Here is a 14,547-nt window from a genome sequence, read left to right on the forward strand (position 1 = left end):
CCTCGGCCTTTTCAGGGACGGGCGTGACACGTGCCCACAGGAGCGAGGTGGCCGGCCCGCTCGCACGCGCAGAACCCCGAAGGGCCCGGCAGATGCCGGGCCCTTCGGGGTTCTGCGCGTGCGGCGATGGTCAGCCGCGGCGGCCTGCCAGCCTCCACGCGGCCGGGAGCAGGCCCATCGCCAGGGCCGCCTTCAGGGCGTCGCCCAGCAGGAACGGGGTGAGGCCGGCCGCGATCGCCGCGGACGGGGACATGCCGGTCGAGGCGGCGAGGTAGGGCACGCCCACCGCGTAGACGAGCGCGGAGCCGAGCACCATCGTGCCCGCGGTGCGCAGCACCGAGCGGTCGGCGCCGCGCCGGGCGAGGGCGCCGACGACGGTGGAGGCGAGCAGCAGGCCGAGCACATAGCCGAACAAGGCGCCGCCCGCGCCGGAGTCGCCGTTCGCGAACCACGGCACGCCGGCCATGCCGACCAGGGCGTACAGCGCGAGGGACAGGAAACCGCGCCCGGCGCCGAGGCCCGCGCCGACGAGCAGCGCGGCGAAGGTCTGACCGGTGACCGGCACGGGCGTGCCCGGGATGTGCACCGCGATCTGCGCGGCGATGCCGGTGAGCGCGGCGCCGCCCACGACGAGCGCGATGTCCTTGGTGCGGGATGCCGGAAGCAGGTCGGCGAGGACCGATCCGGTGCGGGGGGCGGCGGCGGACACAGTGCTCATCGGAACTCCGGCAGGTGGTGGGACAGCGGAACGTGCTGGGGACACGGTGACGTTAGCCCACTGAATCTCGCTGGATCACCAGCAGCCGCCCACAAAGCGGGCGTTGGGGCCTTGGTGGGGTCTCGACAAAGGGCGGGATTCATGCGCGGTTCGGGGTGACCCTCGTCACTGCGGGGATCGTGTCGGGCATCCCTTTTGCGCCCGGGGTCATGGCTCGGTGAGACTGTAGGTTCCCCATAAACCGAACGTTACGAGCGCCATGCACGACACCTTGCCCGCCGAGCCCCTTTCGCACGGGCTGAAGCAACGCCATCTGACCATGCTCGGCCTCGGCGGGGTGATCGGTGCGGGGCTCTTCGTGGGGTCGGGCGCCGGGATCGCGGTGGCGGGTCCTGGCATCGTCGTCTCGTATCTGATCGCGGGCGCGATCGCGATGCTGGTGATGCGGATGCTGGGCGAGATGTCGGCGGCGATGCCCGCGTCGGGGTCGTTCTCGGTGCACGCGGAGCGCGCGCTCGGCCGCTGGGCCGGGTTCAGCGTGGGCTGGCTGTACTGGTTCCTGCTGGTGGTGGTGCTCGCCGTGGAGGCGACCGGCGCCGCGAAGATCGCGAACGGGTGGGCGCCGGGGGTGCCGCAGTGGGCCTGGGTACTGATCTTCATGGTGGTGTTCACCGGCGCCAACCTGGCCGCGGTCAAGAACTTCGGCGAGTTCGAGTTCTGGTTCGCCGCCCTGAAGATCTTCGCGATCGTGGCGTTCCTGGTGCTGGGCCTCCTCGCGATCTTCGGGGTGCTGCCCGACACGTCGGCGGTGGGCCTGGCCAACCTGACCGGACAGGGCGGTTTCCTGCCCGCCGGGGTGAGCGGGGTGGTCTCCGGGGTGCTCGCGGTGATCTTCGCGTTCGGCGGTCTGGAGGTCGTCACGATCGCCGCCGCCGAGTCCGACGACCCGGCGCGGGCGGTCGGGCGCGCGGTGCGCAGCGCGGTGTGGCGCATCCTCTTCTTCTACGTCGGCTCGATGCTGGTCATCGTGACGCTGCTTCCGTGGACGTCGATGAAGCCGGGCCAGAGCCCGTACGTGGCGGTCCTCGACTCGATCGGCATCCCGTCGGCGGGCCAGATCATGAACATCGTGGTGTTCGTGGCGCTCCTGTCCGCCCTCAACGCCAACCTGTACGGCTCGTCGCGCATGATCTTCTCGCTCGCCGAACGGGGCGAGGCGCCACGGGGTCTGCTGAAGGTGTCGGGGGGCGGGGTGCCGCGCCGGGCGGTCCTGGCGTCGGTCGCCTTCGGGTTCGTGTCCGTGCTGCTGAATCTGAAGTGGCCGGACTCGGTGTTCCTCTACATGCTCAACGCGGTGGGCGCGGTGCTCCTGTTCGTATGGGCGCTGATCGCGCTGTCCCAACTGCGGCTGCGCCGCCGCATCGAGCGCGAGGCGCCCGAGACGTTGACGCTGCGGATGTGGGCCTTCCCCCATCTCACCCGGGCGGCGCTGGCCGCGATGGCGGCGGTGCTGGTGCTGATGCTGTTCGACGACACCGCCAGGCCTCAGGTGCTGTGGTCCTCGGGCGCGACGGCGGCGGTCCTCGCGGTGGCGGGGGTACGGGAGTTGCGCACGCGCCGCGCAGTGAAGACTCCGTGAACAAGATGCACGCATTCCTTCACACTGTGTGAGTCGGGTGTCCGCATAGCGGTCGGGTGTTCCCTCTGAGCGGGGCCGCCCTAAGACTGTGGGCTCCGTGCCGCCGCCCCGGTGGATCAGCTACTGAACAGGCATGCCCATGTCTCGGACAACCGCGCCCGCACAGGACGACAACCGGCTGAAGGCCGACTCGCCGCTCACCCACGGCCTCAAGCAGCGCCACCTCTCGATGATCGCCCTCGGCGGCGTCATCGGCGCCGGACTCTTCGTCGGGTCCGGCACCGCGATCGCCGCGGCCGGGCCCTCGATCATCCTCGCCTATGCGATATCGGGCGCCCTGGTCATGCTCGTGATGCGCATGCTGGGCGAGATGTCGGCCGCCAACCCCGCATCCGGTTCCTTCTCGGTGCACGCCGAGCGGGCGATGGGCCCCTGGGCCGGGTTCACCGCGGGCTGGGCCTTCTGGTTCCTGCTGTGCGTGGCCGTCGGCCTTGAGGGCATCGGCGCGGCCGGCATCGTGCACGGCTGGCTGCCGGGCGTGCCGGAGTGGGCGCTCGTGGCCGTCTTCATGCTGCTGTTCTGCGGCACCAACCTGGCGGCCGTGAAGAACTTCGGCGAGTTCGAGTTCTGGTTCGCCGCGCTGAAGATCGGCGCGATCGTCCTGTTCCTCGCCGTCGGCGTCCTCGCGATCGTCGGCGTGCTGCCCGACACCCACGCACCGGGCCTGACCAACCTCACGGGCCAGGGCGGATTCATGCCCAACGGCAGCGACGGCCTGATCGTCGGACTGCTCGCCTCCGTCTTCGCGTACGGCGGCCTGGAGACGGTCACCATCGCCGCGGCCGAGTCCGAACACCCCGTGCAGGGCGTCGCGAAGGCCGTGCGCACCGCGATGTGGCGGATCGCGATCTTCTACGTCGGTTCGATGGCGGTCGTCGTGACGCTGCTGCCGTGGACCGGCAAGGACATCGTCGCCAAGGGCCCCTACGTCGCGACCCTGGACCACCTCGGCATCCCGTACGCCGGCGACATCATGAACGTCGTGATCCTGGTCGCCCTGCTCTCGGCGATGAACGCCAACATCTACGGTGCCTCCCGCATGGCCGGCTCCCTCGTCTCGCGCGGCCAGGGCCCCAAGGCGCTCGGGAAGATCTCCGGCGGGGTGCCCCGCGTCGCGGTCGTCACCTCCTCCGTCTTCGGCTTCGTGTGCGTGCTGCTGAGCTACTGGCGGCCCGACGACATCTTCCAGTGGCTCCTGAACACCATCGGCGCGATCATCCTCGTCGTCTGGTTCTTCATCGCCGCCTCGCAGTTGCTGCTGCGCCGTCGCACCGAGCGCGAGGCCCCGGACACGCTCGTCGTGAAGATGTGGCTGTACCCGTGGCTCACGTGGATCGCGCTGCTCGGCATGGCGGTGGTGTTCGTCCTGATGGCCCGCGAGGACGGCACGCGGGTGCAGCTGTACTACACGGGCGGCCTCACGGTGGTGCTCGCCGTCATCGGTTACATCCGCCAGCGGTCCTCGGCGCGGGTCCCGCTCGACACCTGACCGAGCCCCGCCCCTCTCCCCCTGCTCTCCCCTTACTCTCCTTTGCTCTCCCAACTGTCCTGCGCCCCCGGGTCCTACGCCCGGGGGCGCAGGACTTTTTGCCGAAGTCATGTGAGGCCACCCTTACCTGCGAACCCGCATAGCTGCTGGTAGCGTGCACTTGCACATCAGTTGCAATAAGCATTTGCGGTAAGCAGTCGGAGGGCTCGGACATGGCCATTTACACGCTTCCTGAACTTCCGTACGACTACGCGGCGCTCGAACCCGTCATCAGCCCGGAGATCATCGAGCTGCATCACGACAAGCACCACGCCGCGTACGTGAAGGGCGCCAACGACACCCTGGAACAGCTCGCGGAGGCCCGCGACAAGGACGCCTGGGGCTCGGTCAACGGTCTGGAGAAGAACCTCGCGTTCCACCTCTCCGGCCACATCCTGCACTCGATCTACTGGCACAACATGACCGGCGACGGCGGCGGCGAGCCCCTGGACAAGGACGGCACCGGTGAGCTGGCCGACGCCATCGCCGAGTCCTTCGGCTCCTTCGCCAAGTTCAAGGCCCAGCTGACCAAGGCCGCCGCGACGACGCAGGGTTCGGGCTGGGGCGTCCTGGCCTACGAGCCGGTCAGCGGCCGCCTGGTCGTCGAGCAGATCTACGACCACCAGGGCAACGTCGGCCAGGGCTCCACGCCGATCCTGGTCTTCGACGCGTGGGAGCACGCCTTCTACCTCCAGTACAAGAACCAGAAGGTCGACTTCATCGAGGCCATGTGGCGGGTCGTCAACTGGCAGGACGTGGCGAAGCGGTACGTCTCCGCCAAGCAGGCCGGCAACAACCTGATCCTGGCCCCGTAGCCCGTAGCCCCGCAGCACTCCGCGCCGGCTTCGGCGCGGCCAGGCGTCCTGCTCGTGATCGTCTTCTCACCCTTCACGTGCGGGCGGATGGAACGAAGGGCCTCCGCGAGGACATGACTCGCGGGGGCCCTTCGCGTACCCGCGTCATCGACATGCCCAGCGCAGTTCCCCGCGCCCCTGACTCCGGGTACATCTGCGGACCGTGCTGGCGTCTCGCGCAGTTCCCCGCGCCCCTGAACTACTCGGTGCCGGGCGGCATGGGGCGCCTCAGCCTGTCCGGCGTTTGAGGACGAGCGCCGTTCAGGCGCGAACGGGGTCTGGGGCAGAGCCCCAGGAGCCTGGACCTCAGCCCCTCTCCCGCCCCCGGAGGGTTTCGGGAAGGGGTGGGGTGGGGTGACTCCCGGGGTCTGGGGCGAAGCCCCAGCAACCCCGCCGCCTTCAGGTGCGGACCGTGCTGGGGCACCCGCGCAGTTCCCCGCGCCCCTAGTAGGGCACCCGGGGTCGGAGGGCGCGCCCCCAGTAGGGCACCTGGCGTCGCAGGGCGCACGCCCAGTAGGGCACCCGGGGTCGCAGGGCGCGGGCCTCGTAGGGCACCCGGACTCGCAGGGCGCACGCCCAGGAGGGGACCCGGACTCGCAGGGCGCACGCCCAGGAGGGGACCCGGACTCGCAGGGCGCACGCCCAGCAGCACACCCGAAGTCACAGGGCGCACGCCCAGGAGGGGACCCGGGGTCGCAGGGCGCGCCCCCAGTAGGGCACCCGGGGTCGCAGGGCGCGGGCCCTGTTGGGGGGCCGGCGTCGCGCGGGGGTGGCCGGTGTCGGGGGGTCAGAGGTTGGTGAAGTCGGGGCCCACCGTGCGGCTGCGCTTGAGCTCGTAGAAGCCGGGCGTCGCGGCGACGAGCAGGGTGCCCTCCCACAGCTTGGCCGCGGCCTCACCCTGCGGGGCCGGGGTGACGACCGGGCCGAAGAAGGCGACCTGCCCGCCGTCGGCGCCGGGCACCGCGATGACGGGCGTGCCGACGTCCTGGCCGACCAGCTCGATGCCCCTCTTGTGGGAGGCACGCAGCTGGGTGTCGTAGGTGTCCTGGTCCATGTGGTCGATGAGCGCGGCGGGCAGGTCCACGTCCTTGAGCGCGGCGGCGACGGCTTCGCGCGTCACACCGAGGCCTTCGTTGTGGATGCGGGTGCCGAGCGCGGTGTACAGCTTGCCGACGACGTCGTCGCCGTGCAGCTCCTGCGCCGCGACGACGACGCGTACCGGGCCCCAGGCCTTGCCACCGGGCCGCATGCTCTCGGCGTACTGGGCGGGCAGGTCGTCGAGGCGGTCCTCGTTCAGGACGGCGAGGCTCATCACGTGCCAGCGCACCTGGACGTCCCGCACCTTTTCGACCTCCAGCATCCAGCGCGAGGTCATCCAGGCCCAGGGGCACAGGGGGTCGAACCAGAAGTCGACGGGGGTCTTGGCGTTCTCGGGCATGTCTCTCCTCGGGCAACAGCGCTCAACATCGGGCACGACGAAAAAGCAAGCGTCTGTACGGCCGAACACCGAAGGTGGCCGAAAGCATTCCGTCCCCGCGTCCCCTGGGGCCGATCGCGTTCCCGCTCCGCCGCCGACTCGGCGGCGTGGGAGGATCGAAGCCGTTCGAACGAGACACAAAGGAGTGCCCGTGCCCGGTGAGAATCTGTCCCGCGACGAGGCCCGCGAGCGGGCCGAGCTGCTGTCCGTCGAGGGCTACGACGTCTCTCTCGACCTGCGGTCCGCGGTCGGGGACGCCCCGGACGGGCCCCGCACCTTCCGGTCGCTGACCACGATCCGCTTCCGCTCGGCCCGCCCCGGCGCCGCCACCTTCGCCGACCTCGTCGCCCCTGCGGTGACCTCGGTGACGCTCAACGGCCGCGCGCTCGACCCGGCCGAGGTCTTCGACGGCAGCCGGATCGCCCTGGACGGCCTGGCCGAGGACAACGTCCTCGTGGTCGACGCGCAGTGCGCCTACAGCAGGACCGGCGAGGGCATGCACCGCTTCGTCGACCCGGAAGACGGCGAGGTCTACCTCTACACGCAGTACGAACCGGCCGACTCGCGGCGGGTGTTCGCCACCTTCGAGCAGCCCGACCTCAAGGCGCCCTTCGTCTTCGAGGCCCTGGCCCCCGAGGGCTGGACGGTGTGGTCCAACGGCGCGGGCGGCCAGGAACCCGACGGGGTGTGGCGCTTCGCGCCCACCGAGCCGATCTCGACGTACATCACCTGCGTGGTCGCGGGCCCGTACCACTACGTCACGGACTCCTACACCCGCGTCTTCGACGACGGCCGCACCCTGGAGATCCCGCTCGGCGCGATGTGCCGCAAGGGGCTCGCCAAGCACTTCGACGCCGACGACGTCTTCCTCGTCACCAAGCAGGGCCTGGACTTCTTCCACGACAACTTCGACTTCCCCTATCCGTTCGGGAAGTACGACCAGGCGTTCGTGCCCGAGTACAACCTGGGCGCGATGGAGAACCCGGGGCTTGTGACCTTCCGCGAGGAGTACATCTACCGCGGCAAGGTGACCCAGGCCGCCTACGAGCGCCGGGCCAACGTCATCCTGCACGAGATGGCCCACATGTGGTTCGGCGACCTCGTCACCATGGTGTGGTGGGACGACCTGTGGCTCAAGGAGTCCTTCGCCGACTTCATGGGCTCGTTCTCGCAGGCCGAGGCGACGCGCTTCACCAACAGCTGGGTGACCTTCGCCAACAACCGCAAGGCGTGGGCGTACCGCGCCGACCAGTTGCCGTCCACCCACCCGATCACGGCCGACATCCGTGACCTGGAGGACGCCAAGCTCAACTTCGACGGGATCACGTACGCCAAGGGCGCCTCGGTGCTCAAGCAGCTCGTCGCGTACGTCGGCCGGGACGACTTCCTGGAGGGCGCCCGGCGTTACTTCAAGCGGCATGCCTACGGCAACACCCGCCTCGGTGATCTGCTCTCGGTCCTCGAAGAGGTGTCCGGGCGCGACATGGCGACGTGGTCGCGTTCCTGGCTCCAGACGGCGGGCGTCAACTCCCTTACGCCGGTGGCCACTTATGACGCGGGCGACCGCATCACCGAGCTCGCCGTGGTCCAGGAGGCCGTGCCGTCGCACCCGGAACTGCGTCCGCACCGGGTCGCGGTCGGCCTGTACCGCAACGAGTCGGGGGCGCTCGTGCGCTATGCGCGCGCCGAGGTCGACGTCGAGGGCCCGCGCACCGTGGTGGCCGAGCTCGCCGGGTCCGAGCGGCCCGATCTGATCCTGGTCAACGACGACGACCTGACCTACTGCAAGATCCGCTTCGACGAGGGTTCGCTGACCACCCTGCGCGCCCACCTCGGCGACATGAGCGACCCGCTGGCGCGCGCCCTGTGCTGGTCGGCGCTGTGGAACCTGACGCGGGACGCGCTGATGCCGGCCCGTGACTTCGTCGCGCTCGTCCTCGCGCACGCGGGCCGCGAGTCGGACATCGGCGTGCTCCAGATGCTGCACTCCTGGGCGCGGTCGGCGGTCGTCCACTACGCGGCGCCTGCCTGGCGCACGGAGGGCGGGGCCCAGCTCGCCTCGGGCGCCCTGCACGAGCTGCGGCTCGCCGAGCCGGGCAGCCAGCACCAGCTCACCTGGGCGCGTTTCTTCGCGGCGACGGCGGTCTCCGGCTCCGACTTCCAGCTCCTTCAGGGGCTGCTCGCGGGCACCGCGAAGATCGACGGTCTCGACGTGGACCAGGAGCTGCGCTGGACGCTGCTCGAACCGCTGGCCGCGCACGGCGTCGTCGAGGAGTCGGCCATCGACGCGGAGCTGGCCCGTGACGACACCGCGTCCGGCAAGCGCCATCATGTGCGCTGTCTGGCCGCGCGTCCCTCGGCGGCGGTCAAGGCGCAGGCCTGGGCGCAGGTCGTGGAGTCGGACCAGCTGTCCAACGCGCTGGTGGAGGCGACGATTTCGGGCTTCGACCAGCCCTCGCAGCGCGAGCTGACCGCGCCGTACGCCCCGAAGTACTTCGAGGCGATCGAGCGGGTCTGGGCCGACCGTTCGATCCAGATCGGCATGGACGTCGTCAGGGGCCTGTTCCCCGGGCTCCAGGACGACGAGGCGACGCTGAAGGCGACCGACACCTGGCTCGCCGCGCACGCGGACGCGGCTCCCGCCCTGCGCCGCCTGGTCGTCGAGGCCCGTGACGACCTGGCACGCGCCCTGCGCGGCCAGGCCTGCGACGCGGCGGCCACCGCCCGCTGACACCCGATCGGGGGGCCCTCGAACGGGCCCCCCTGATCGGCACTCGAACGCCCGTACTTTAGGACGGGGTTGTCCGGATTTGTCGACGGGCTTGTAACAGCGGTTAGCGGGCGCCCCGGGTGCGGAAAACCCTGCGGCATGAACCACAACACCCCGCTCTCCCCCCGCCCCCTGAGCCACCTCACCGATGTCCAGCGGCGCGTGCTCCGCGCCGACCAGCTGCGCGCGCACGGGGTTTCGGCCGCCCGCGCCGCCGCCCAGTGCCGCCCCGGCGGCCCCTGGCAGCAGCTGCTTCCCGGGGTGTACGTGCTGCACCCGGGCCCGGTCACCAGCGAGGAGCGGCTGCATGGGGCGCTGCTGTACGCGGGGTGGCCGGCCACCGGGCGCGCCAAGGCCGTCCCTGCGCAGGGCCAGGCCCACGCCGAGCCGCCGGCGGCCGTCGTGACGGGGCTCGCGGCGCTCGCGCTGCACCGGTTCTCCTCCGCTCCCCCGCTGCTCTCGCTCGACCGGATCGAGCTCCTGGTGCCGCGCACCCGGCGGCTGCGCTCCACCGGCTGTGTCCAGCTGGTGCGGGCGCACGTGATGCCCGGCGCGGAGATGATCGCGGGGGTGCCGGTGGCGCCGGTGCCGCGGGCGCTCGCCGACGCGGTCGCGGTCCTGGACGACGCCGAAACCGTACGCCGGCTGCTCACCGAGGCCGTGCGCTGCGGCCACACCGAACCGGCCGCCGTCGTACGGGAGTTGACGCAGGCCAGGCTGCTGAGCCGACCCCATGTGGTGGACGCGGTGGACGCGCTGCTCGCCGAGGGGCGCTCGATCGCCGAGGAGCGGCTTTACGCGATGGTGCGCGGGTTCGCCCTGCCGGACCCGCTGTGGAACGTGGACCTGCGTCTGCCCGGCGGTCCGCACCTGGGCGGCCTCGACGCGTACTGGCCGGAGCAGGGCGTGGCGGTGGAGCTGGACACCCGGGCGCCGCGGCAGAGCCGGTCGGAAGGGGAGGAGGAGGCCGCGCTGTGGTCGCAGTACAGCCGCAAGCGCGAGGCACTTGAGCGGCTGGGGATCACCGTCGTGCACATCACGCCGAAGAAGCTGCGCGAGTGCCTTGAGCAGCAGGCGGCCGTGGTGCGGACCGCGCTGATGGCGTCCGCCGAACGGGAGCCCGCCGCCTACGTGGTGGTCCTCCCCCGCTGACACCGGCCGTGCGCGGCGGGCCTTCGGGAGGGGAACGGCCCGCCGCCCGCGGCCGGAACAGCCGGCTCAGTCGGTGGCCGGGTGCACCTTGCCGGTGGCGGGCCGCAGGCGCCACAACTGGAGCCCCACGTCGACGAGTTCGACGCGCTCAAGGTCGGTCACGCCGGCCAGCGGATGCCAGGCGGCCAGGTCGGTGGAGCCGTTGGTCTCGTGGCGCAGGGCGCCGCCGGTGACCCGGCCCTCGTACACGATGCGCAGCCCCTGGAAGTCGGCGAACCTGCCGAGTTTGCGCGGATAGCGCCGGTTGATGGAGTCGATGCCGAGCAGCCGGACCGGTTCGACGGCGTAGCCGGTCTCCTCGTCGAGTTCGCGCACGACCGTGTCGAGGGGGTCCTCGCCGTGGTCCATGCCGCCGCCCGGCAGCGTCCAGCGCTTGGTGCCGTCACGGGCGACCCAGCGGGCGAGCAGGATCTCCTGGACGCCTCCGGTTTCCCGTACGCATACGGCGTAGGCCGCCACCCGCAACTCCGTGTTCATTGGGTGAGGTTACGGGGCGCGGCGCGCGGGCGCCGCTCCCTGACGGAACGGGGCGGCGTGCCGGGGTGGCGGGTCGTGCGCCGTGGCGGGAATACGCCATGTTCACATCACCTAACGGTCAACTCTCCACAAACAACAGTCATATACGCAATGCTCAGCGGTCATCCGGCACCGAAATACGAACCGTTTCACGAGCCGGACCCTTACCCACTTCACAGGGATGCTGATGACCACTGAATCCCCGCGCCCCATACCCGGGGCGAGACGCACGGCTCGAATAGCGGCGGCGGCCGGCCTGGTGGCCGCGCTCGTCACGGCGGGCGCCGCACCGGCCTTCGCCACCACCGGCGACGACCCGTGGAGCGCGCCCCCGGTGAAGACCGCTCCGGCCAAGACCGCCGAGGACAAACTCGGCAAGGCCGACGAGCAGCGCCTCTCCGAGGCCCAGGCCAAGGGCGAGAAGAGCGTCACCGTCATGGTGGCCACCGCCCCGGGTGCCACGTCCGCCGTCGCCCAGCAGCTCCACTCGGTCGCGGGGGCGACCGTGGGCAAGCAGGACGACAAGCTCGGCTACGTCCGCGCGACGCTGCCGACGGCGAAGGCCGAGGCCGCCCTGAAGGCCGCGGCGAAGCTGCCCTCGGTGCACGGCATCGACCTCAAGCAGGACATTCAGCTGGACGACCCGACCCCGTCGGGCGACACCACGAAGTCCGCCAGGCAGCTGCGCACCTCGAACAGCTACCCGGCCCCGGACAAGAACACCCCGGCGAAGAACCCGTACAACCCGAACTTCGAGACGGGCGCGGTCGACTTCGTCAAGCAGCACCCGCAGGCGGACGGCCGCGGGGTCACCATCGGCATCCTGGACTCGGGCGTCGACATCGGCCACCCGGCGCTCCAGAAGACCACCACCGGCGAGCGCAAGATCGTCGACTGGGTCACCTCGACCGACCCGGTGCAGGACAACGACGGCACCTGGCTGCGCGCCAACAGCGCGGTCGCGGGGCCGACGTTCACCGCGGGCGGCAAGTCCTGGAAGGCCCCGGCGGGCTCGTACGACTTCTCCACGTTCGCCGAGAAGGTCACCGCGGGCGGCGACGCCAAGGGCGACCTGAACCGGGACGGCGACACCACCGACAGCTGGGGCGTGCTCTACGACCCGGTCGCCGGCACGGTCCGCGTGGACCTGAACAACAACAACGACTTCACGGACGACGCTCCGATGAAGCCGTACAAGGACGGCTACCAGATCGGCTACTTCGGTACCGACAACCCTGCGACCGACGTCGTCGAGCGGGTGCCGTTCACCGTCGAGATCCGCAAGAACGTCGTCTACGACGCGGCCGGGCACACCTCGGACTACGTCAACATCGGCGTCATCGAGTCCGAGCACGGCACCCACGTCGCGGGCATCACCTCCGCGAACGGCCTGTTCGGCGGCAAGATGAGCGGGGCCGCGCCGGGCGCGAAGATCGTCTCCTCGCGTGCCTGCAACTGGGACGGCGGCTGCACCAACATCGCGCTGACCGAGGGCATGATCGACCTCGTCACCAACCGCCACGTCGACATCGTCAACATGTCGATCGGCGGTTTGCCGGCGCTCAACGACGGCAACAACGCGCGCTCCGAGCTCTACAAGCGCCTCATCGACACCTACGGCGTTCAGCTGGTCATCTCGGCCGGCAACGACGGCCCGGGCGTCAACACCATCGGTGACCCCGGCCTCGCCGACCACGTCATCTCGGTGGGCGCCGCCATCTCCAAGGAGACCTGGGCCGCCAACTACGGCTCCGGGGTCTCCACGGCCTACCAGATGATGCCGTTCTCCTCGCGCGGCCCGCGTGAGGACGGCGGCTTCACGCCGACGCTGACCGCGCCCGGCGCGGCCATCAACTCCACCGAGACCTGGCTGCCCGGCAGCCCCGTCAAGGAGGCGGGCTACGACCTGCCGGCCGGTTACTCGATGCTCCAGGGCACCTCGATGGCCTCCCCGCAGGCCGCCGGCGCGTCCGCGCTGCTGATCTCGGCCGCCAAGCAGCAGGACATCGACCTGCCGCCTGCCGACCTGCGCACCGCGCTGACCTCCACGGCCAAGCACATCAAGGGCACCCAGGCCTACTCCGAGGGCGCCGGCCTCATCAACATCGTGGGCGCCTGGGACGCGATCAAGCAGACCGCGAAGAAGAAGGCCCCGGCCCACGAGTACACCGTCGCCGCGCCGGTCTCCAGCGCGCTCGGCTTCGCGCTCAAGACCCCGAACGTCGGCACCGGCATCTACGACCGCGAGAGCGGCCTGAAGGCCAAGCAGAAGAAGACGTACGACGTCACGGTCACCCGCACCACGGGCCCGGACAAGAACGTCAAGCACAAGCTGTCGTTCAAGAACGACGACGGCACGTTCACGGTGCTCGGCAGCAAGGAAGTGAACCTGCCGCTCGGCAAGCCCGTCACCGTCAAGGTGCAGGCGCAGCCGAAGTCCGCCGGCGTGCACAGCGCGATCCTCCAGGTCGACGACGCCAAGACGGTCGGCGTGGACCAGCAGATCATGGCCACGGTCATCGTCGCGACCCCCATCGCGGGCCCCGGCTACACCTTCACGGCCTCCTCGACGGTGGAGCGCAACGCCACCACGTCGTACTTCGTGAACGTCCCGGCGGGCGCGAAGAACCTGGAAGTCCGCATGGGCGCGCTGCGCTCGGGCAGCCAGACCCGCTTCATCTCCATCCACCCCTACGGTGTGGCCCTGGACACGACGGCGACGCCGAACTGCTACCCGAACTACGACAACCCCACCAACACCTGCCGCCCCGACCTGCGTTCGTACACGAACCCGCAGGCCGGTGTCTGGGAGATCGAGGTCGAGGCACGTCGTACGTCGCCGTACCTGGACAACTCCTACAAGCTGGACGTCTCGGTGCTCGGCGTCACCTTCGACCCGGCCACCCAGACGGTGCCCGACGCGAAGGCCGGCACCCCGGCCCCCGTGCAGTGGAAGGTGACCAACAACTTCGCCGCCCTCGACGGCAAGCTCCAGGGCGGCTCGCTCGGCTCGGCGAAGGTCGCGACCCCCACCATCAAGACCGGTGAGACGCAGACCAGCAAGGTCACCATCGGCGCGGGCGTCGAGCACCTGGACGTGTCGATCGGCGGCACCTCGGACGCGGGCGCCGACCTCGACCTGTACGTCCTGGACCAGAACGGCAAGGCGGTCGCCCAGGCGACGACGAGCAGCGCGAACGAGTCGGTCAGCCTGGTCAAGCCGGCCGCGGGCACGTACACGATCCAGGTGGCCGGGTACGCGGTTCCGTCCGGTTCGACGACGTACGCCTACAAGGACGTGTACTTCGCGCCCTCGCTCGGCACCGTCAAGGTCGACGAGAGCAAGACGTTCAAGCTGGCGGGCGGCGCCTCGGCGCAGGTGACGGCCGATGTCGTCGCGGCCGGCGCGGCTCCCGAGGGACGCCAGTTCTTCGGCACCGTGCAGCTCGTGAACGAGCGCGGTACCGCCGCGGGCACCGGCAGCGTGATCATCGGGAAGGTCACGCAGTAACGGTCCCTACGGGAACGACGGCGGGGCGGGCGCTCTTCACGAGCACCCGCCCCGCTTGTCGCTGCCGCGATCACGCCGGTGAGACCCGCATGGCCCGGCGTGACACCGGCCACGACCGTGACACTGCGTGCCATGGTCTGCCCGTCAGTGGGCAGGCGTCCCACACCCCGGACAATGGATTGGACAAATCCGCCGGGAGCCGACGCATCATGGATGCGCCGGATCCGTACATGACCACGTGAGCAGCACGTGAGCACCAAAG

The 14,547-nt window shown here is 70.5% G+C and carries 9 protein-coding genes; 6 read left to right on the forward strand and 3 right to left on the reverse strand.

Annotated features, from left to right (window positions below; all coding sequences use genetic code 11):
• Nucleotides 1–130 precede the first annotated feature (130 nt).
• The gene (locus tag ACGFW5_RS00625; protein WP_393831942.1) at nucleotides 131–718 is read right to left on the reverse strand and encodes a biotin transporter BioY; all 588 of its coding nucleotides are present in this window, start codon (nucleotides 716–718) and stop codon (nucleotides 131–133) included.
• A gap of 259 nt (nucleotides 719–977) precedes the next feature.
• On the opposite strand from ACGFW5_RS00625, the gene ACGFW5_RS00630 reads away from it, so the two are divergent.
• From ACGFW5_RS00630 to ACGFW5_RS00640, 3 genes are all read left to right on the forward strand, one after another.
• Nucleotides 978–2,357 carry an amino acid permease gene (locus tag ACGFW5_RS00630; protein WP_393831943.1) on the forward strand — a complete coding sequence of 460 codons (1,380 nt, stop codon included), beginning with the start codon at nucleotides 978–980 and terminating at the stop codon, nucleotides 2,355–2,357.
• Nucleotides 2,358–2,496: 139 nt separating this feature from the next.
• Nucleotides 2,497–3,906 (forward strand): amino acid permease, encoded by a 1,410-nt coding sequence (locus ACGFW5_RS00635; RefSeq protein ID WP_393831944.1) that lies wholly within the window; start codon nucleotides 2,497–2,499, stop codon nucleotides 3,904–3,906.
• Nucleotides 3,907–4,118: 212 nt separating this feature from the next.
• Nucleotides 4,119–4,760, forward strand: a complete 642-nt coding sequence (locus ACGFW5_RS00640; RefSeq protein ID WP_393831945.1) for a superoxide dismutase — start codon at nucleotides 4,119–4,121, stop codon at nucleotides 4,758–4,760.
• 826 nt (nucleotides 4,761–5,586) lie between these two features.
• Here the strand turns inward: ACGFW5_RS00640 and ACGFW5_RS00645 are convergent.
• Nucleotides 5,587–6,237: a DsbA family protein gene (locus ACGFW5_RS00645; RefSeq protein WP_393831946.1), complete on the reverse strand. Its 651-nt coding sequence runs from the start codon at nucleotides 6,235–6,237 to the stop codon at nucleotides 5,587–5,589.
• Nucleotides 6,238–6,427: 190 nt separating this feature from the next.
• Here ACGFW5_RS00645 and pepN point away from each other — a divergent pair, with 190 nt between their 5' ends.
• Together pepN and ACGFW5_RS00655 are read left to right on the forward strand one after the other, a co-directional pair.
• The gene (gene pepN, locus ACGFW5_RS00650) at nucleotides 6,428–9,007 is read left to right on the forward strand and encodes an aminopeptidase N (RefSeq protein WP_393831947.1); all 2,580 of its coding nucleotides are present in this window, start codon (nucleotides 6,428–6,430) and stop codon (nucleotides 9,005–9,007) included.
• Between the two features lie 138 nt (nucleotides 9,008–9,145).
• On the forward strand, nucleotides 9,146–10,198 hold the full coding sequence (locus ACGFW5_RS00655; protein WP_393831948.1) for a hypothetical protein: 1,053 nt from the start codon (nucleotides 9,146–9,148) through the stop codon (nucleotides 10,196–10,198).
• Between the two features lie 66 nt (nucleotides 10,199–10,264).
• Here the strand turns inward: ACGFW5_RS00655 and ACGFW5_RS00660 are convergent, their stop codons facing one another.
• Nucleotides 10,265–10,735: an NUDIX hydrolase gene (locus tag ACGFW5_RS00660; protein ID WP_393831949.1), complete on the reverse strand. Its 471-nt coding sequence runs from the start codon at nucleotides 10,733–10,735 to the stop codon at nucleotides 10,265–10,267.
• Nucleotides 10,736–10,955: 220 nt separating this feature from the next.
• Between ACGFW5_RS00660 and ACGFW5_RS00665 the strand changes: the two genes are divergently transcribed.
• Nucleotides 10,956–14,285 carry a S8 family serine peptidase gene (locus tag ACGFW5_RS00665; protein WP_393831950.1) on the forward strand — a complete coding sequence of 1,110 codons (3,330 nt, stop codon included), beginning with the start codon at nucleotides 10,956–10,958 and terminating at the stop codon, nucleotides 14,283–14,285.
• The last annotated feature ends 262 nt before the right edge of the window (nucleotides 14,286–14,547 follow it).

The organism is Streptomyces sp. NPDC048416 (genome assembly GCF_043200435.1).
Classification (GTDB): Bacteria; Actinomycetota; Actinomycetes; order Streptomycetales; family Streptomycetaceae; genus Streptomyces.